Genomic DNA, 18,241 nt, shown 5'->3' with positions numbered 1-18,241 from the left:
ATGAGTGACGATCCAACCGGCACACATACAGGAGCGGACGAACCGCTTCGAATCGGGCTCAACGGATTTGGACGGGTCGGACGGTGTCTCCTCCGGGCGTCGCTAACTCACGACGACGTCGATATCGTAGCGATCAACGACGTGATGGACGACGACGACATGGCATACTTGCTCACGTACGATTCGGTTCACGGTCACCTCGAAGGGGTCTCTCGTCGCGGGGACACCCTTTTCGTGAACGACCAGGAGTTTCAGTTACTCTCGGGGCGCGAGCCGTCTGCCCTCCCGTGGGACGGGCTCGACGTCGACATCGCCTTCGAGGCGACGGGCCTGTTCCGGACCCACGACGAGGCTGCCAAGCACCTCGAGGCGGGTGCGGACAAGGTGATCATCTCGGCGCCGCCGACGGGCGAACCGGCGGTCCCGATGTTCGTCTACGGCGTCAACCACGAGGAGTACGAGGGTGACGACGTCCTCTCGAACGCCTCCTGTACGACGAACTCGGTTGCGCCGGTCCTGCAGGCTCTCGACGAGGAGTTCGAGGTGGTCTCTGGATTCTTGACGACCGTCCACGCCTACACCGGCAGTCAGGCGCTCGTGGACGGCCCCCTCGAGAAACGACGGCGTGGCCGCGCTGCCGCCGAGAACATCGTTCCGACGACGACCGGCGCGGCCGGTTCGACCAGCGACGTGCTCCCCGAGTTCGAGGGCAAACTCGAGGGGATGGCGATGCGGGTACCGGTGCCGAACGGGTCGGTCACCGACATCACTGTCAACATCGAGGAGACCATCGAGCGAGACGAAGTGACCAACGCGATCCGGACCGCAGCCGACGACAGGCTGGCCGGCGTCCTCGGCTACACCGACGACGAGATCGTCTCCCGGGACATCGTCGGGCTGCCGTTCGCCTCGTACGTCGATCTCGAGTCCATGATGGTCGCAGCCAACGACACGGTGAAAGTGCTCGCCTGGTACGACAACGAGTACGGCTTCTCGAACCAGATGATCAAACTCGCGAGATACGTCGCGAGCGAGTCAGAGAGCATCGACGCCGAACGGACCGTCTCCCACTGACAGCCCGAAGACCACCCCACAGCCATGACTACGTTCCGAACGATCGACGACCTCGAGCCCGAACGACGACTGCTGGTCCGCATCGACGTCAACGCGGCCGTCGAGGACGGGGTCGTCCAGGACGACCGACGGTTCGCCCGCCACGCCGAGACGATCCGGGAGTTGCTCGCGGACGACCACGCGATCACCCTGCTGGCCCACCAGGGTCGGCCCGGCCGCGAGACGTTCGTCTCGCTCGAGGCACACGCCGACCTCCTCGCCGACCACCTCGATCGTCCCGTCGCGTTCGTCGCCGACACCGACGGGGACGAGGCGCTCGAGGCGATCGACACCCTCGAGCCCGGCGACGTCCTTCTCCTCGAGAACGTCCGGATGTGCGACGACGAGTTGCCCGAAGAAGCGCCCGATGTCAAAGCCGAGACGGACCTCGTCCAGACGCTCGCCCCGGCGTTTGACGCCTACGTCGGGGACGCGTACTCCGCGTCCCACCGATCACACGCCTCGATCGTCGGCTTTCCGCGCGTGATGGACGCCTACGCAGGCCGGGTGATGGAACAGGAGTACACGGCGATCACGGCCGTCCGCGAACGGGAGTTCGACGGCCCCGTCACGATGATCCTCGGCGGGACGAAGGCCGAAGACACCATCCCGATCCTCGAGTGCCTCGACGACACCGTCGATCGGTTCTGTCTCGGCGGCGTCGTCGGGGAACTCTTCTTGCGGGCCGACGGCCACGACGTTGGCTACGACGTCGCGGACACGTCGCTGTTCGACCACCAGTGGGATGCCTACCAGGCGGACGTCACACGCATCCTCGAGGCCGACCGCGACCGACTCTCCCTCCCGACGGACCTCGCCTACGAAGCCGACGGCGGCGAGCGAGCGGAGACGGCGCTCGAGGGGGTGTCGAAAGAACGTCCGTTTCTCGACGTCGGCTCGGAGACGGCTCGGCGATTCGCCGAGTTCGCATCCGACTCCGCCGCGGTCTTCGTCAAGGGTGGCCTCGGCGTCTTCGAGGACGAGCGGTTCGCCGACGGTACCGTCGCCGTTTTGACGACGATCGCCGACGCCAACTGCTTCTCGGTCGTCGGCGGTGGCGACACCGCCCGGGCGATCGAACTGTACGATCTCGACGAGGCGGAGTTTTCACAGGTATCGATCGCCGGCGGCGCGTACGTCCGCGCGCTCACCGGCGACCCGCTCGTCGGCGTCGAGGCGCTCGAGCGTGAGCAGTGACGTCGCTCATCGCGTGTCGAGCTGGCGACAGTCCGTAACACCAGATCGCCGGTGCCGTCTACGTGCTACGGATGTATTGCTCGTCGATGCCGACGTCGAGCAGCCGGTGCTCTTTCCGACCGTACCAGGCTCTCAACTCGTCGCTCGAGATCGACCGACCCACGGCGCCGTGATCGAGACGTAGATAGCGACGCCACTCAGGAGCACTCCGTAGAACGCCCAGCGTGGCCACCCCGTCTCGAGAAAGAGCAGCGTACAAAACAGGACCCAGAGCGTGATGATCGCCAGATCGGCGAGCAACCGGTATCCAGCTCTGGCGACCGTCCGAACGCTACCGGTTGGCCGCGTTGTGTGCTCGCTATCGGCGCTCGACGGTCGGTCGCTGGTCGATGATGTTCGGTCGTCGGCTGATCGTGTGGCGTCGTTGGCTGATGCTGTACCGTCGTCAGCCGATCGTGTGCCTTCGTCGGGCGCTTCGGTGCGGTTTTCGGTTCTGGTGTTATTCATCGTGATGTTCTCATCGTCCGACTCGAGCGATCAGAAGTGATAGCCATACTCCTCGGTGAGCGTGTAGGCGGAAACGCCCCAGACGTAGCTCTGGCCCGGCCACCACGTGCGGGCGTTGTTGAATCCCGCGACGAGGACGTCCTCGTCGTCACCCTCCGGGTCGGAGTGGTAGCTGACGGAGCCGCTATCGCCGTCGGTCAGATCCATCTCGCCACCCCAGCGCAGTTGGCCGCGCCGGCAGAACTCGTCGGTGAAACAGGTGACAGCGTCGAGACCCTGAATGCGACCGGTCGTATGCCCGGTAAGCGCACCGACTTTCTCGAGTTCCTCGTCGCGGGCGATGAGATCGGCGATTCCGTACCGGGTGAGCTGTCCGCGGACGCGCCGGGTGGTCGGAGCGTCGATCCAGCTTGCAGGTTGGAGTGGCCCGGTGGGCTCGATCGCAGCGACGTCTTCGACGGGGTGGGCACGTTCGACGGTCCCGAGTTCGATCGACTCGGCACCCTCGACCGGAAGCAAGGTCTCCTGACCGACTGGGTCTGAGACCGCCTCGAACGCGTGTTCTGCCGTGGCGAAGAACGACCGCTCCCCGTCAGGATGATAAAGCGCCGGTGCGAGCGTCGCCATACTCGAGGGTGTCTCGCACGCGACGCCGCTCGGTGCCGTCCCGCCGTCGACGGACGAAGCCAACCGCGGTCGAGTCGAGTCGGGTCCCTCCTCGAGGTTGTCGATGTCGACGATCGTTTCGGCATTGATCGAGATCCCGTCGGCCACTTCGCGGACCATCTCGGGAATCGAACTCCCCTCAGTCGAGACGCCGATCGAGACGGCCGCGCTTTCGCTCTCGTAGCTTCCGGGGACCACCGCGCTGCCGAAATACCCCGTAAAGGCGTATCGAGCCAGCAACTCGTTCACCTCGAGGGCCGTCTCGACGGCCTCGTACCAGCCTGCTGGGACGTCCCGGGTTCGTTCCTCGAGTGAGAACGGATCGTCGGGATCAGATCGGACTACCGCGGTGACGACGGTCACCTCGTCGTCGTCAGCCGCGAGGAAGTCGTCGACGCCGAGCACCGACGCCAGCCCGACCGCAAAGCCGCCGCTGGCAGCGGTCCGAAGGAACTCCCGACGGTCGATCCCTGACTCGAGTCGATTCCGAAGACCTGCAGCTCGGCTCCCGGAGCGCTCCGTACGTTCTCCTGACATACCGGTGTCTCGGTGCTTGAAAACGGTGCGCCCCGTTCGGTCAAAGCTAATGTTCACGTACACGGGGTGGTCGATAGCTACTGGTAGGTAGTGCAAAACCGTCGAAAGCCACAGCGCTTGCACCTGCTGTCAGCTGTCTCCGTTCCGGCAGTCGGTTCTGTTGGGTCCGAGTGGACGGAAGTCGCCAGTTACCGGCTCGCGTGTCGTACTGTCGGACAGAAGTCACTGCGCCTGTTCATCACATAATACCTGAACGACCGAAGACGAACATTCGTGCTCGAGTGGCCTCGAGCGTACGATGTCTCCGTGTTGGTGACCACGGAGACAGCGACTCGTCTCCCCGGTTCGACTCAACTCTCCCCCGACCGTCGGCGCGGCGCTCGCCCGGTGGTTCTCCCGTGCGAACCGAACTCTCTGCTTTCGGTTCGATTCTCGCTCCCGACCGATCCCGTCACCTGAATGCCTTTTTACCTGCCCATACTCACTGTGATATATGGACATCCGTATCGCACAGGGTGCAACCGACGACGAAGTCTCGGCGATCGCGGCTGCCCTGGCCGCACACCTCGGTGACTCGGTCGAGGTATACGTCGGTGATGCGTCGGAACCGACTGTCGTCTACGACCACGAGGGGCGCTCGAACGACGACGGCGACGCGTCGACCGCGAGGGACGGCGACTCAGACGAGCCAGCGCTCGAGCCGACCAGCCGTGAACGACGGCTCAGAGACGAAATCGAAGACATCCTCGAGGGGGGGCCAGAGAAGTATCGCGAACAGCTCCCGGAGGAGGACAAACTCTTCGTCCGTGACCGCCTCGACCTCTGGTTTGGTGGCGAAGACGATGCCTTTCTCTTCGAAGACGGCACGTTCGCGGCCTTCGACGACTGGCACCCCGACGGCGTCGGCGAGGAGACGGACGACAGGCTGCCCGCGGACGGCCTCATCACCGGTGGAGCGACCTTCGAGGGTCGGGATCTGCACTTCATGGCCAACGACTACACCGTCAAACGCGGGAGTATGGCCGCAAAAGGCGTCGAGAAGTTCCTCCGGATGCAACAACGCGCGCTGAAGACCGGCCAGCCCGTCCTCTACCTGATGGACTCCTCCGGCGGCCGGATCGACCAGCAGACCGGCTTCTTCGCCAACCGCGAGGGCATCGGGAAATACTACTACAACCACTCGATGCTCTCGGGTCGAGTCCCCCAGATCTGTGTCCTTTATGGTCCCTGTATCGCCGGGGCGGCCTACACGCCGGTATTCGCGGACTTTACGATCATGGTCGAAGGGATGTCCGCGATGGCGATCGCCAGCCCGCGGATGGTTCAGATGGTCACCGGCGAAGAGATCGACCTCGAGGAGTTGGGTGGCCCGCAGGTCCACGCCCGCGAGTCCGGCTCCGCGGACCTCGTCGCCCGGGACGAAGAACACGCCCGCGAGCTGGTCGCCCAACTCATTACGTACCTGCCGGATAACGCCGACGAGACGCCGCCACAGAAAGCGGGTAAACCGCCCGCGAAGTCGCCCGAGGGCATCGACGCCGTCGTTCCACAGGAGCCGAACAAGGGATACGACATGGTGGACGTCATCGATCGGATCGTCGACGAAGGCTCGTATTTCGAGTTACGACCCGACTACGGCGCAGAGATCATCACGGCCTACGCCCGGATCGACGGCCGTCCCGTCGGTATCGTCGCGAATCAGCCCGCCACCCGCGCGGGTGCGATCTTCCCCGACGCCGCAGAAAAGGCCGCCGAGTTCATCTGGAAGTCGGACGCGTTCAACATCCCCTTACTCTACCTCTGTGATACGCCCGGCTTCATGGCCGGCTCACAGGTCGAAAAGGAGGGGATCTTAGAACAGGGCAAGAAGATGATCTACGCCACCTCATCGGCGACGGTACCGAAACAGACCGTCGTCGTCCGCAAGGCCTACGGCGCTGGCATCTACGCGATGGGCGGCCCGGCGTACGACCCCGAGAGTGTCATTGGCCTCCCCTCCGGCGAGATCGCGATTATGGGTCCTGAAGCGGCGATCAATGCCGTCTACGCGCGCAAACTCGCCGAGATCGACGATCCCGACGAACGCGACCGCCGAGCCCAACAACTCCGTGAGGAGTACCGCGAGGACATCGACATCCACCGAATGGCGAGCGAAGTCGTCGTCGACGAGATCGTTCCCCCGAGCGAGCTGCGCCGGGAACTCGTCGCCCGATTCGACTTCTACGCCGATGTCGAAAAGTCACTCCCGAGCAAAAAACACGGAACCATCCTGTAGCGGGCACCGTCGAGGCTCGTCTCGAGGGCGATTCTCGTCGCGCCCACCCTGATCCTGCGAACCTGCATTCGCTGCACAGATCGGTAGTGTGCCCCACCCGTCGAACCGATTTGTAGCACGGCCTACTCGTTGTGTCTCGTTCTCGAGCGGCCGCCATCGTCTCGGTTATCAGTGCTTACCGATCGGTGACGGTCGTCTACGCTTGCCATAACAAAACACACGTCGCCTGTAGCGGAGCGTACTCGCTCTCGACGGCGACAGCCGGTTCGACTCCGGCGGGGAGCCTATGAGTTCCGACGGTGCGTACTCACACCACCGCATTCCCATCGACGTCACGCCGGCCGCCCTCGAGCGGGCGCTCTGGGCACTCGTCGCGCTCTCGCTCGTTGGGGACGTCGTAACGACGTTCGTGGGCCTCCACCTTGGACTGGCAGAATCGAACCCCATCGCACGGAGCGCGATCGACGGCTACGGACTGGCCGGGATGCTCGCACTGAAGACGTTGGCGGTTGGTGTCGGCCTGGCCTGTCGACCGATCCTCCCCGATGTGTACAAACCGATCGTCCCCGCCGGGCTCGCGATCCCGTGGACGATCGCCGTCGGTATCAACCTGTATATGATCTCGTCAGTGGTGTGAGTCCGGCCCCGCGTCTCGAGGCCGGCGACTACGTCTCGGCTCGGTGGCGTTTCAGCGAGAGAACGGTGCGATCGAACGCACAGACGAGCTCGTCGTCCTGGTTGAACACCTCGACGTGCATGGTGACGATGCCGCGTTCGCCGTCGCTGGTCTCGCGCTTGTCGGTGACCGTCGACTGGACGCGGATGGTATCGCCGTGGAAGACCGGTGCCGGATGTTCGACGTCGTCGTACGAGAGGTTCGCGACGATCGTACCGTCGGTCGTCTCGGGGATGGAGATCCCGACGGCGAGGCTCATCGTGTAGAGGCCGTTGACCAGGCGCTCGCCGAAGTCGGTGTCGGCAGCGAACTCTTGATCCAGGTGTAACGGCTGCTGGTTCATCGTCATATCACAAAAACGCTGATTGTCGCTCTCGCTGATCGTTCGACGGCGCTCGTGTTCGATCGTCCGGCCGACCTCGAACTCCTCGTAGTAGAGCCCAGTCATAGCGACAGTGTCGGCGACCCGATACTAAAGCGTGTTGGGCCGTGGCGAGGCTGTCTCCGTCGAGCGTCCGTTACCCCCCCTCCAGGGTGTCCCATCAGCGCGATGCGAACGTGAGTCGTGCAAATATTGCACGAACCGGCGTCCAGTGACAAGGGTTATAGCTGGTGATCGGAAATTCTCATACCATAACCCGCGAGCCGTCGCCTGGGTACGGATTTGTCGACTCCCGTCAACCCGGGTGGCACTTCGACGTGGGGGCCACCAGTATGACAACAGCTAACCCGAAATCGGAACCGAACGAGGAGAGTGCCGTCGAAACAGCCCGCAGACAGCTCGAGCGGGCCGCTGCTCACCTCGACGTCGACGAGGGCATCGTCGAGCGACTGCGCCATCCCCGGAACGTCTTCCGGGTGACGATCCCGCTCGAACGCGACGACGGGACCAGGGAGATGTTCACGGGCTATCGCGCCCACCACGACAGCGTTCGTGGCCCGTACAAAGGCGGGCTGCGCTACCACCCCGACGTGACCGAAGAGGAGTGTGTGGGACTCGCGATGTGGATGACCTGGAAGTGTGCCGTAATGGACCTCCCGTTTGGCGGCGCGAAGGGAGGCGTCGTCGTCAACCCGAAAACGCTCAGCTCGGCCGAGAAAGAGCGTCTTACGCGTCGCTTCGCCGAGGAACTCCGCCCGGTCATCGGACCGATGAAGGACATCCCTGCCCCCGACATGGGGACCGATCCGGCCACGATGGCCTGGTTCATGGACGCCTACTCGATGCAAGAGGGCGAGACATCGCCGGGCGTCGTTACCGGCAAACCGCCGGTCGTTGGCGGTTCGTACGGACGTGAGAAGGCACCGGGACGAAGCGTCGGCATCATCACTCGGGAGGCGATCGACTACTACGGCTGGGACATCGAAGACCTGACTATCGCCGTCCAGGGCTTCGGCAGCGTCGGTGCGAACGCCGCACGCTACCTCGACGACCTCGGTGCCTCGATCGTCGCTGTCTCCGACGTGGACGGCGCAATCTATGACCCGGACGGACTCGACACTAACGACGTCGAAGACCACGACGAGACGCCCGGCATGGTCTCGGGCTACGACGCTCCCGAGACGCTCTCGAACGAGGCACTGCTCGAGCTGGACGTGGACATCCTCATCCCGGCGGCGATCGGGAACGTCCTCACGGCCGAGAACGCTCGCGAGGTCAAAGCCGACCTGATCGTCGAGGGCGCGAACGGCCCGACCACGTCGACGGCCGACCAGATCTTCGAAGAGCGCGGCGTGGCGGTGATTCCCGACATCATCGCCAACGCCGGCGGCGTCACCGTCTCGTACTTCGAGTGGCTCCAGGACATCAACCGCCGCAAATGGTCGCTCGAGCGCGTCAACGAGGAACTCGAGACCGAGATGCTCAGCGCCTGGGACGCGATCTGTGCGGAGTACGACGCCCGCGACGTCACGTGGCGCGATGCAACGTACATCGTTGCTCTCTCACGCATCGCGGCAGCGCACGACGCTCGCGGTCTCTGGCCCTGACTCGGTCCGTTCGCTCTCGATCAGTCTTCTCCGCGCTCGATCGGACCTGACGTCCATCCCATACGATTTTCCCAGCATTCCTTTATTTACGGCCGGTGGACTTCCCGTATGGTCCGCAGAAGCGTCCTGTTTACACCCGGTGACCGTCCTGAGATGCTTCGCAAGGCAGCCGACTCCGGTGCCGACGTGATCGTCTTCGATCTCGAAGACGCCGTCTCGCCCGATCGAAAGGGCGAAGCCCGGACGACGGTCCGCGAGGTCCTCTCCGATTCCGCGTTCGATCCCGACTGTGAAGTCTGCGTCCGCCTCAACGCCTCGAGCGAGGCGTTCGGCGACGATCTCGCGGTACTCCTCGAAGACAGCACCAGCCTTCGCCTCGATAGTGTCATGCTCCCCAAAGTCGAGTCTGCAGCCGACATCGACGAACTCGAAGCCGAACTCGAGGCCCACGACGAACCCCGCCCCGTCCTCGCGCTCCTCGAGAGCGCCGCGGGTATCCTCGCTGCCCCGGACGTCGCCGCCGCCGAGGCGACCGACGCGCTGGTGTTCGGGGCCGAGGACCTCTCCGCTGACCTCGGTGCGACTCGAACGCCGGAGGGGACGGAGGTACTTTACGCCCGCCAGCGGGCGGTGGTCGCGGCGGCCGCTCACGACTGTGTGGCGATCGACACCCTCGTCACCGATTTCGGGAACGACGAGCGACTGCGCGAGGACGCGGCTGTTTCCGTCCAGCTTGGATACGACGGCAAACTGGCGATCCATCCGGCACAGGTCGCCCCGATCAACGAGGCGTTTACGCCGTCGATCGAGGAGCGTGAATGGGCCGAAGCCGTCCTCGAGGCCAAACGCGAGGCCGACAAAGCGGGTCGGGGCGTCTTCGAGGTCGACGGCGAGATGATCGATGCACCGCTGATCGCCCAGGCCGAACGCATCCTCGAGCGCACCCGTGCCGCCAACCATCGGAAGTAAGCCGCCATCGGACGAGCGGAATCGCTAGAACGGAACGACCGCCCACGGCTACACAGAATATAACCATCTCACTACACCTTATATTGGATATTATTTACTAATTGGCTTTCAAAATGCTTATTTCGGTGACCTCGGAACCCCCAGACAATGTCAGAGACAGCCAACCCGTTCGAGAGCCTCCAGTCGCAGATCGACGAGGCGGCTGGGTATCTCGACGTCGAAGCCGACGTCATCGAGCGCCTCAAGCATCCAGAGCGCGTGCTCGAGACGAATCTGACGGTCGAGCTCGACGATGGCTCGCTCGAGCGATTCAAAGCGTTTCGCTCGCAGTTCAACGGCGATCGCGGTCCATACAAAGGCGGTATCCGCTACCACCCACAGGTCTCTCGCGACGAAGTGAAGGCGCTGTCGGGCTGGATGACGTACAAGACGGCGATCGTCGACATCCCACTTGGCGGCGGAAAAGGCGGGATCGTCGTCGATCCCGACGAATACTCTACGGCCGAACTCGAGCGTCTTACCCGGTCGTTCGCGAAGGAGTTGCGTCCGATGATCGGTGAAGACCGCGACATCCCCGCGCCGGACGTGAACACGGGTCAGCGGGAGATGAACTGGATCAAAGATACCTACGAGACACTCGAGAACACCACGGAGCCGGGTGTCATCACTGGCAAACACCTCGCCAGTGGCGGTAGTGAGGGTCGCGTCGAGGCGACGGGTCGATCGACTGTCCTCGCCGCTCGAGAGGCGTTCGAGTATCTCGGGAAGGACCTCGAGGGCGCAACCGTCGCCGTCCAAGGCTACGGGAACGCCGGCTGGATCGCCGCCAAACTGATCGACGAGATGGGTGCGACGGTCGTCGCGGCGAGTGACTCTTCCGGCGGAATCTACAATCCAGACGGTTTCGATCCCGTCGCCGCCAAACAGTACAAAAACGAGACCGGCAGTATCGTCGGCTACGAGGAGAGCGAGGACGAACTCACCAACGACGAGGTCCTCACCCTCGACGTCGACCTCCTGATCCCTGCCGCCCTCGAGAACGCAGTCGACGGCGACCTCGCAACCGACATCAACGCAGACGTCATCTCTGAGGCCGCTAACGGCCCGTTGACGCCCGATGCCGACCGCATACTCGAGAACGAGGACGTCTTCGTCATCCCCGACATTCTCGCGAACGCCGGCGGCGTCACCGTCTCGTACTTCGAGTGGGTCCAGAACCGTCAGCGGTTCTACTGGTCCGAACAGAAAGTCAACGAGGAACTCGAAGGGATCATCGTCGACGCCTTCGACGCGCTCGTCGGAACGATCGAAGAACACGATCTCGACAACCCACGGACGGCTGCGTACGTCGTGGCGATCCAGCGGGTCGCGGACGCGTTCGACGAAGCTGGGACGTTCCCATAGGTCGTCAGACTGCCGGATAGAACGAGTGTGAAAATTCGTCGCACCCACCCGGCGAATCCTCTTCAGTAATCTCTGTCTGACAGTATCAGTATCGCCCCAACGCGGCTGTACGCTGATACGTTTTCGCACGACTCGACATCTTTATCAGATTCGCAGCACACCGGTTGGCAGAGCCTAATGGTTCGGGAACGGGTCGCCTGTTATCGTGACCGGGTCCGCCGCGAACTCACCGCGGCGTTTCGGGAAGAACACACCGAACACGAGGTCGCGATCAGTTTCGCCATCGGCGTCTTCGTGACGACCCTACCGACGGGTGGGTTAGGGATCGGCCTCTTTCTCGTACTCGTCTCGGTGTGGTCCTGGATCAGTAAACCAGCTCTCTTTGCCTCCGTGGCGGTCCTCAACCCGTTCATCAAACCCGTCGTCTACGTCGCGAGCTTTCAGGTCGGTGGCGTGTTCGTTCACACGCCATCGCTCGAGTCGGCCGGATCTGCCACTGAAACCGCCAGATTTGCCGTTCGACAGCTGCTGGTCGGAAACGTGGTGGTCGCGTTCGTCCTCGCGGCCGTCGGCTACCTCCTCGTCTTTCATCTGATCAGCGCCCATCGCGAGCGAAAACGACGGGGGTCAGGGCCGACATAGCGCTCCCATCGCTCGAGTACTGGCCCATCCAGCGTCGGCTCGAGATCGGGAACTGGTCGTTCGCCTCGAGTTGGTTAGACGACGGTATAGGCGACGAGTCCGACGCCGAGGAGGGCGACGGCGACGGCTGTCCCCTTCGTGACGCGGACGCGATCCTCGTCGTTTATCTCGTCCGCGTCGATCGGCGTCATTCGCTGGCGATGCTGGGCCTGGACGATCGCCGGTGCGTACCGAACGCCAGCGAGCCCGAGCGCAACGAGTCCGAGACCGATTACGAGCGCGAGCACGGCTCTCAGAGGCCGATTTCTCGGCCGATGACGAGGTGTTGAATCTCGCTTGTCCCCTCGCCGATCTCCATCAGTTTGGCATCCCGGTAGAACCGCTGGGGGGCGAAGTCGGTCGTGTAGCCGTAGCCGCCGAGCACCTGGACGGCGTCCTCTGCGACCTCGCGGGCGGCCTCGCTGGCGTCGAGTTTCGCGAGGGCGGACTCCCGCGTGACGGGCTCGCCGTCGTCGTAGGTCGTCGCGGCCCTGTAGGTCAACAGGCGTGCGCGCTCGACCTTCCGGTGCATGTCGACGACCGTGTCGCGGACGGCGTCGAATCTCGAGATCGGCTGACCGAACTGTTCGCGTTCCGTGCTGTACCGCTTGGCGTGGTCGTAGGCACCCTGGGCGAGTCCCGTCGAAAGCGCGGCGATGGAGATTCGACCGCCGTCGAGGGTCTTTTTCGTCTGGTCCCAGCCGTCGCCTTCTTCGCCGAGTAATCGGTCCTCGGGGAGCCGGACGTTCTCGAGTCGGATCTCACAGGTCGGCGAGGCGTTGAGCCCCATCTTCTCCCAGATCGTCGTTACCTCGAAGCCGTCGTCTTCGCGGGGATCGACGATGAACGTCGAAATGCCATCGTAGCCCGCCTCGGGGTCAGTGACGGCCTTGACGAGAATCGATCCGGCCTCGCTGGCGTTCGTGATGAACTGCTTGGTTCCGTTGAGAACCCACTCATCGCCTTCCTTTCGTGCGGTCGTGTCCATGTCGGAGGCATCGGAGCCACTCTCGGGTTCGGTCAGTGCCCAGCCGCCGAGATACTCGCCCTCCGCGAGCGGGCGTAGCCAACGTTCTTTCTGCTCGTGGGTGCCGAACTGCTCGATCGGTTTCGATGCCAGCGACGTGTGTGCGACGTACGAGAGGCCGATCGATCCCGAGACGCGACCGAGTTCCTCGGCGACCAGCGAGTACATGAGGGTGTCGCCGCCGAGCCCGCCGTACTCGTCGGTGATCGGGACGCCCATCACGTCCAGCGCTGCGAGCTGGTCGAAGATTTCGGCCGGAAAGCGATGCTCGTCTTCGATCTCCTGGGCGATCGGCTCGATTTCTGTCTCGCAGACCTCCCTGACGGTATCCCGAACCATCCGGTGTTCGTCGGGCAGCGTGAACTCCATACGCAATATGCGGCCGGATACGGATTGAATGTTACCCCGCACACGGTGGATCGGAGTATTCGCCTCGCTACAGGAGACACACACCGCCGAGTAGGCTACCCGAGATTACCGAAAATCCCCGACGACGGCGAGAGCGCGGCGTTACCAGCCCCGCCTTTCGTCGCGGTCGTCGCCGTCTTCGTCGTCTCCGTCGTGGTCACTGTCTTCGTTAGCCTCGCGGTCGTCGTCGAACACGTCCCAGTCACCGGCGTCGTTCTCGTTACGGGACTCTCGATCGCTCGAGTCGTCCCAGCTACTGTCGTCCCACGGGTCGGAGTCGTCCCAGATGGCACCTTCGTCGTCGCGGTCGTCGCGTCGGTCGGACTCGGATTCGTCGGCTTCCCAGTGGTCTTCGCGGCCAGCACTGATCGGCCCGTCGCGCCCGTCGCGCTCGTCATCATCGCGAGCAGCCGCTCGCTGGTCGGGAATCAGGTCGAGATCGCGGTTCGTATCGCCGAGCAACAACAGCGCGTAGTACTGGAAGTACGTCCGGATCGGCATCTGGATGAGTGCGACGACCAGCAAGGCGACTAGTACGCCCAGGAGGACGACTGGTATCGCGAGCAGAAAGCCGATCTCGCCGAGCATCACGAGCAGGACGAGGAGAATCACGAACGGAATCGCCACGAGTACGAGCGCAAAGAGGATCAAAAAGCCAGCGGCGATGTTGACCACGAGTTGGAGGATCCAGACCAACAGCAGATAGACGAGGTACTCGGACCAGTTACCGGTCAGCGTCGGCCAGAACCGCCGCCAGCCGGAGAGGACGCCGCGTGATTCGAGCAGCATAATCGGGGCGACGAACTCGGAGGTAAACCGCATCACGATCACGTACACGAGTCCGACGCCGATGCCGACCAGGGCGAGCAAGAGGAAACTCCCGAGGATGGCTTCGGTGCCCGAGGCAGTCAGAACGATGGCAGCCGCGGGGACGGCGAGCACCGCGAACGAGAGTAGCCCAACGAGGAGCCGAAAGCCGAAGAGTCGGAGGCCCCGGCCCAGGTTCTCCCTGCTGAATCGGCGAATCCGAACGTCGTTCGAGCGCAACGACTCGACGAAGACGAACTCCATGATCGCCCCGACGATCGCAAAGAACAACCAGAGCAACACGGCAAGGAGGACGAGGGCGAGTGCGATCGCGAAGAACTCATCCGGGAGCGGCTCGGCCATCGGGTCGGCCGCTGGGTCGGCCGCTGGATCGGCCGGTGCCAGCTCCTCGGTCTCGGAGACGATGCCCGGATCGCTCGGAATACCGCCGCCCAACCCGATCCCCGTAACGAACAGGACGACGATCGCCAGCTTCAGCCACAGCCACGGCCGTATCGGCAACAGGAGGTCCCGCGTTACGTCGATCGCATCGCCGAGGTCGTCGACAGCATCCATATCTGCTGTTACGTTACGTTTCGACGGTGAAAATAATACTGTTCTTCCGGACAGTCGGGCTCGCTATCCGTGACCCCCTCACTACTGATGGCGTGACCGCCGATGTGGTATTTCGGGATGCATATATGGCTCTGTCACGTCCCACCGACGTATGGACATCCGCCAGCTCGCTCGAGGAAGTATCGAGTGGGACCGTATCGAACGTGTGATTCGGACGCTGGCGGATCGACACGACCGCGACGTCGTTCGCGTCGAGTTCCTCGAGGCGGACAACTGGCTGTCGACGCCGTGTGTGATCGACGAGGAGTTCTTCGTCAAGATCGTCTCCCGGCAGAACGCTCTCGTTCACGCGCTGTTGACCACGGGCCGAAACGTCGGCGCGGTGTCGTCGGGGACCGGCGGCTTCTTCGATCGGTTCGATACGCCCCTCGAGATGGTCGAACACGAGTACGAGGCGACAGAGCGGATGCACGAAATCGGCGTCAACGCACCCAGTCCGATCGAGGCGTTTGAGGTCAACGGGCTCGGCGTCCTCGTCCTCGAGTACCTCCCGGAGTTCGAGACGCTCGATTCGGCCGACGACGCCACCGTCGCCGAACTCGCCCCTGACCTGTTCGCGATGCTCGCGACGGTCCACGACCACGGACTTGCCCACGGCGATCTGCGATCCGAGAATATCCTGCTGTGTGACGACGACCTCTACTTCATCGACGCCACGAGCGTCACCGGAGACCGCGTTTCGGAGACGACTGCCTACGACCTCGCGTGTGGCCTCGCCGTCCTCGAGCCCCGGATCGGTGCTCGCGGTGCCGTCGAGGCCGCCTCGTCGGCGTACGAACCACGCGAACTCCTCGCTGCACGGCGGTTCCTCGATTTCGTCCGGCTCCGACCCGACCACGAGTTCGACTCGACGACGCTCCGAAGCGAACTCGAGAAGGTGGCGGATATAGAGCAGCGTCGCTGACCGAGGGGGCGTCCTCGAGTCAGCCGACGATCGAAGCGGCGAACAGTTCACGGCAAAGTGGTCCGTGTGAAAAGCCGGGGCTGAGCTCGGTTGTGGAGTCAGTCGGACGAGTCGTGGTCGAACAGGACGCCTGCGCCGTCACTGCCGATCGATGAGACTCGACAGGCATCCCACAGCGTCGCACTGTTGCTGGTGATCACGGGCACCTCGAGGTCGGACTCGAGTGCGTCCACTGCGTCGAGTGACCGGTAGTTCGTACAGGAGACGAAGACGGCGTCGACGCTCTTGACCGACTCGGCCAGTGCTGTCGCCTGATCGCGTGCGTCTTCGGGCTCGAGCGCGCCGATCTCCGTGTTCGCTTCGATACCGCGGCCGTCGATACGCACGACCTCGAAGCCCGCGGCCTCGAGGAAGTCGCGTTCTCGCTCGTCGAGATCGGCGGTGTACGGCGTCGCGACGGCGATCCGCTCGGCCTCGAGGATCTCGAGGGCCCGGATGACCGACCGGGCCGTGGCGACCGCCGGCACGCCAGCCGCGTCCGACAGCGTCTCCTCGAGTTCGGCGTCGAATCCGGGGCCGTGCAGCAGGCTCCCGGTCGTACAGGCGTAGGCGACGACGTCGACGTCTGCGTGTCCGAGGAGTTCGGCCGCCAGCGTGGCGTCAGCGCTCATCGCGTCGAGTTCGTCGACGCTGACGGACTCGAGGGCCATCCGTGCGGCGTGGACCGAGACGCCGTCGGGGGTGTACTGGGCGAACTCGACCTCCGCGGTCGTGTTCGAGGAGGGGACCACGAGGCCGAGTCGACCCGGCGAGTCGGTGCCGTCGCTCATCGCTCATCTCCAGTCTCCGTTCGCTTTTCGTCGTCGCGGTCGGCCTCCCTCGCCTCGTCATCGCGGTCGGCGGGGTCGCCGTGGCCGCCGCCGCCGGGGGTTCTGACTGTGACCGTCGTCCCCGCCTCGACGTCGACGGTCGTCTTGGCCGCCACAGGTTCACCGTCGATCAGATTCGCACCCGGTGTGGCGTCCTCTCCGCCGCCGACGCCGCGTGGTGCGTGCCGACGGCGTTCGGTCAACAGCGAGACCGTCGCATCTCGATCGACGGTGACGGTTCGTTCGAGGCCAAGTCCGCCACGGAACTGGCCGCGGCCGCCGCTGTTCGGCCTGAGTGCATACCGTTCGACCCGCAGCGGGTACTCCGTCTCGAGCGATTCGATCGGCGTGTTTAGCGTGTTCGTCATCCCGACCTGTACACCGTCCATCCCGTCTTTTCCTGCTCGAGCGCCGAAGCCGCCGCCGATGGTCTCGTAGTAGGTGAACGAACTGTCCCGCGCACCGATCGTCAGGTTGTTCATCGTCCCCTGGCCCTGTGCGGGAACGCGGTCGGGCGCTGCTCCGGCGAGCGCCGTGAAGACGACGTCCGTGACTCGCTGGCTGGTTTCGACGTTCCCGCCGACGACCGCCGCCGGGGGTTCGGGGTTGAGCAACGACCCCGTCGGCGCTTTCACCGTGACGGGCTCGTAACAGCCGTGATTCGGCGGGATCTCCGGATCAGTGACACAGCGGACGACGAAGTAGACCGCGCTCGTCGCGACCGCGAGGGGGGCGTTGAGATTCCCGTCGAGTTGGTCGGCCGTTCCGGCGAAATCGACATCGACCGCGTTGCCATCGACGGTCACCGTCACGGCGATCTCGACGTCCTCGTTCGTCAGCCCATCGCCCTCGAGGACGTCCGTCGCCTCGTACGTTCCATCGGGAAGCGCCTCGATCTCGCGGACGATCCGCTCGTGGGAGTAGCCGATGACGGCGTCGAAACCGTCGAGGACGGTCTCACGGCCGTGCTCGTCGAACAGCGAGGCGAGCCGGACCTCGGCGCGTTCGTTCGCCGCCAGTTGCGCTTGCAGGTCGGCCTTTCGTTCGCTGGGGTTTCTGACGTTCGCGAGCACGAGCGAGCGGACGTCTTCGCGAATCTCACCGCCTTCGACGAGGCGTGTCGGCGGAATGCGAAGTCCCTCCTGGTAGATCTCGCGTGCGCCGGCGGGCATGCTTCCAGGAGTCATCCCCCCGACGTCCGCGTGGTGGGCTCTCGAGACGGCGTAACCGACGATCTCGCCGTCCGGTGCGAGCGGTGAGACCATCGTCACGTCCGGCAGGTGCGTGCCACCCCTGAATGGGTCGTTGAGCACGAAGACGTCGCCGGGCTCGGGATCGTACTCCGTGACGGCGTCGACGGACTGGGGCATCGCGCCGAGATGCACCGGAATGTGCTCGGCCTGCGCGATCATCCGCCCCTCGGCGTCGAACAGCGCGGTCGAGCAGTCCCGTCGTTCTTTGATGTTCGGCGAGTACGCCCCGCGGATCAGGGTCTGGCCCATCTCCTCGGCGACGCTCTCGAACTGGTTTCGCAACACCTCGAGCGTGATCGGATCGATTCGGTCGTCGGTCATCT

The 18,241-nt window shown here is 64.1% G+C and carries 17 protein-coding genes; 9 read left to right on the top strand and 8 right to left on the bottom strand.

The features are described 5' to 3' along the window. Together gap and AArc1_RS13575 are read left to right on the top strand one after the other, a co-directional pair. On the top strand, positions 1–1,074 hold the full coding sequence (gene gap / locus AArc1_RS13580; protein ID WP_117364880.1) for a type I glyceraldehyde-3-phosphate dehydrogenase: 1,074 nt from the start codon (positions 1–3) through the stop codon (positions 1,072–1,074). 24 nt (positions 1,075–1,098) lie between these two features. Then, positions 1,099–2,310, top strand: a complete 1,212-nt coding sequence (locus AArc1_RS13575) for a phosphoglycerate kinase (protein ID WP_117364879.1) — start codon at positions 1,099–1,101, stop codon at positions 2,308–2,310. A 132-nt stretch (positions 2,311–2,442) separates the two neighbouring features. Here the strand turns inward: AArc1_RS13575 and AArc1_RS19630 are convergent, their stop codons facing one another. Then, entirely contained in the window at positions 2,443–2,817 is a 375-nt protein-coding gene (locus AArc1_RS19630; protein WP_321169158.1) for a hypothetical protein, read from the bottom strand. 30 nt (positions 2,818–2,847) lie between these two features. Beyond that, entirely contained in the window at positions 2,848–4,020 is a 1,173-nt protein-coding gene (locus AArc1_RS13565; protein WP_117364878.1) for a hypothetical protein, read from the bottom strand. Positions 4,021–4,513: 493 nt separating this feature from the next. On the opposite strand from AArc1_RS13565, the gene AArc1_RS13560 reads away from it, so the two are divergent. Both AArc1_RS13560 and AArc1_RS13555 read left to right on the top strand, forming a co-directional pair. Then, positions 4,514–6,295 carry an acyl-CoA carboxylase subunit beta gene (locus AArc1_RS13560; protein WP_117364877.1) on the top strand — a complete coding sequence of 594 codons (1,782 nt, stop codon included), beginning with the start codon at positions 4,514–4,516 and terminating at the stop codon, positions 6,293–6,295. A 286-nt stretch (positions 6,296–6,581) separates the two neighbouring features. Continuing rightward, complete coding sequence (locus tag AArc1_RS13555; RefSeq protein WP_117364876.1) at positions 6,582–6,932, top strand: DUF5658 family protein; 351 nt, start codon at positions 6,582–6,584, stop codon at positions 6,930–6,932. Between the two features lie 28 nt (positions 6,933–6,960). Here the strand turns inward: AArc1_RS13555 and AArc1_RS13550 are convergent, their stop codons facing one another. Then, positions 6,961–7,419, bottom strand: a complete 459-nt coding sequence (locus AArc1_RS13550; protein WP_117364875.1) for a MaoC family dehydratase — start codon at positions 7,417–7,419, stop codon at positions 6,961–6,963. Positions 7,420–7,685: 266 nt separating this feature from the next. Between AArc1_RS13550 and gdhB the strand changes: the two genes are divergently transcribed. The 4 genes from gdhB to AArc1_RS13530 all read left to right on the top strand — a co-directional run bounded on the left by gdhB (position 7,686) and on the right by AArc1_RS13530 (position 11,975). Next, complete coding sequence (gene gdhB / locus AArc1_RS13545) at positions 7,686–8,960, top strand: glutamate dehydrogenase GdhB (RefSeq protein WP_117364874.1); 1,275 nt, start codon at positions 7,686–7,688, stop codon at positions 8,958–8,960. A gap of 108 nt (positions 8,961–9,068) precedes the next feature. After that, positions 9,069–9,929: an HpcH/HpaI aldolase/citrate lyase family protein gene (locus AArc1_RS13540; RefSeq protein ID WP_117364873.1), complete on the top strand. Its 861-nt coding sequence runs from the start codon at positions 9,069–9,071 to the stop codon at positions 9,927–9,929. Positions 9,930–10,076: 147 nt separating this feature from the next. Beyond that, entirely contained in the window at positions 10,077–11,333 is a 1,257-nt protein-coding gene (locus tag AArc1_RS13535) for a Glu/Leu/Phe/Val family dehydrogenase (RefSeq protein ID WP_117364872.1), read from the top strand. Between the two features lie 177 nt (positions 11,334–11,510). Continuing rightward, positions 11,511–11,975 (top strand): DUF2062 domain-containing protein, encoded by a 465-nt coding sequence (locus tag AArc1_RS13530; RefSeq protein WP_117364871.1) that lies wholly within the window; start codon positions 11,511–11,513, stop codon positions 11,973–11,975. A 74-nt stretch (positions 11,976–12,049) separates the two neighbouring features. Here the strand turns inward: AArc1_RS13530 and AArc1_RS13525 are convergent, their stop codons facing one another. From AArc1_RS13525 to AArc1_RS13515, 3 genes are all read right to left on the bottom strand, one after another. After that, entirely contained in the window at positions 12,050–12,262 is a 213-nt protein-coding gene (locus tag AArc1_RS13525; protein WP_117364870.1) for a hypothetical protein, read from the bottom strand. A gap of 5 nt (positions 12,263–12,267) precedes the next feature. Next, on the bottom strand, positions 12,268–13,410 hold the full coding sequence (locus AArc1_RS13520; protein ID WP_117364869.1) for an acyl-CoA dehydrogenase family protein: 1,143 nt from the start codon (positions 13,408–13,410) through the stop codon (positions 12,268–12,270). Positions 13,411–13,551: 141 nt separating this feature from the next. After that, positions 13,552–14,832 (bottom strand): DUF7544 domain-containing protein, encoded by a 1,281-nt coding sequence (locus AArc1_RS13515; RefSeq protein WP_117364868.1) that lies wholly within the window; start codon positions 14,830–14,832, stop codon positions 13,552–13,554. Positions 14,833–14,983: 151 nt separating this feature from the next. Between AArc1_RS13515 and AArc1_RS13510 the strand changes: the two genes are divergently transcribed. After that, entirely contained in the window at positions 14,984–15,796 is an 813-nt protein-coding gene (locus tag AArc1_RS13510; protein WP_117364867.1) for an RIO1 family regulatory kinase/ATPase domain-containing protein, read from the top strand. A 98-nt stretch (positions 15,797–15,894) separates the two neighbouring features. Here the strand turns inward: AArc1_RS13510 and AArc1_RS13505 are convergent, their stop codons facing one another. Together AArc1_RS13505 and AArc1_RS13500 are read right to left on the bottom strand one after the other, a co-directional pair. Then, the gene (locus AArc1_RS13505) at positions 15,895–16,626 is read right to left on the bottom strand and encodes a maleate cis-trans isomerase family protein (protein WP_117364866.1); all 732 of its coding nucleotides are present in this window, start codon (positions 16,624–16,626) and stop codon (positions 15,895–15,897) included. Continuing rightward, positions 16,623–18,239 (bottom strand): hydantoinase B/oxoprolinase family protein, encoded by a 1,617-nt coding sequence (locus tag AArc1_RS13500; RefSeq protein WP_117365899.1) that lies wholly within the window; start codon positions 18,237–18,239, stop codon positions 16,623–16,625. The genes AArc1_RS13505 and AArc1_RS13500 overlap by 4 nt, the downstream gene beginning before the upstream one ends. Positions 18,240–18,241 lie beyond the last annotated feature (2 nt).

Origin of the sequence: Natrarchaeobaculum sulfurireducens (assembly GCF_003430825.1) — an archaeon.
GTDB lineage: Archaea > Halobacteriota > Halobacteria > Halobacteriales > Natrialbaceae > Natrarchaeobaculum > Natrarchaeobaculum sulfurireducens.
Note: the sequence above shows the minus strand (reverse complement) of the source record. Positions and strands in the feature narration are given on the sequence as shown.

Coding starts and splice junctions, on each gene's coding strand:
- gap (WP_117364880.1), top strand. CDS start 1: ATGAGTGACGATCCAACCGGCACACATACAGGAGCGGACGAACCGCTT.
- AArc1_RS13575 (WP_117364879.1), top strand. CDS start 1,099: ATGACTACGTTCCGAACGATCGACGACCTCGAGCCCGAACGACGACTG.
- AArc1_RS19630 (WP_321169158.1), bottom strand. CDS start 2,817: ATGAATAACACCAGAACCGAAAACCGCACCGAAGCGCCCGACGAAGGC.
- AArc1_RS13565 (WP_117364878.1), bottom strand. CDS start 4,020: ATGTCAGGAGAACGTACGGAGCGCTCCGGGAGCCGAGCTGCAGGTCTT.
- AArc1_RS13560 (WP_117364877.1), top strand. CDS start 4,514: ATGGACATCCGTATCGCACAGGGTGCAACCGACGACGAAGTCTCGGCG.
- AArc1_RS13555 (WP_117364876.1), top strand. CDS start 6,582: ATGAGTTCCGACGGTGCGTACTCACACCACCGCATTCCCATCGACGTC.
- AArc1_RS13550 (WP_117364875.1), bottom strand. CDS start 7,419: ATGACTGGGCTCTACTACGAGGAGTTCGAGGTCGGCCGGACGATCGAA.
- gdhB (WP_117364874.1), top strand. CDS start 7,686: ATGACAACAGCTAACCCGAAATCGGAACCGAACGAGGAGAGTGCCGTC.
- AArc1_RS13540 (WP_117364873.1), top strand. CDS start 9,069: ATGGTCCGCAGAAGCGTCCTGTTTACACCCGGTGACCGTCCTGAGATG.
- AArc1_RS13535 (WP_117364872.1), top strand. CDS start 10,077: ATGTCAGAGACAGCCAACCCGTTCGAGAGCCTCCAGTCGCAGATCGAC.
- AArc1_RS13530 (WP_117364871.1), top strand. CDS start 11,511: ATGGTTCGGGAACGGGTCGCCTGTTATCGTGACCGGGTCCGCCGCGAA.
- AArc1_RS13520 (WP_117364869.1), bottom strand. CDS start 13,410: ATGGAGTTCACGCTGCCCGACGAACACCGGATGGTTCGGGATACCGTC.
- AArc1_RS13515 (WP_117364868.1), bottom strand. CDS start 14,832: ATGGATGCTGTCGACGACCTCGGCGATGCGATCGACGTAACGCGGGAC.
- AArc1_RS13510 (WP_117364867.1), top strand. CDS start 14,984: ATGGACATCCGCCAGCTCGCTCGAGGAAGTATCGAGTGGGACCGTATC.
- AArc1_RS13505 (WP_117364866.1), bottom strand. CDS start 16,626: ATGAGCGACGGCACCGACTCGCCGGGTCGACTCGGCCTCGTGGTCCCC.
- AArc1_RS13500 (WP_117365899.1), bottom strand. CDS start 18,239: ATGACCGACGACCGAATCGATCCGATCACGCTCGAGGTGTTGCGAAAC.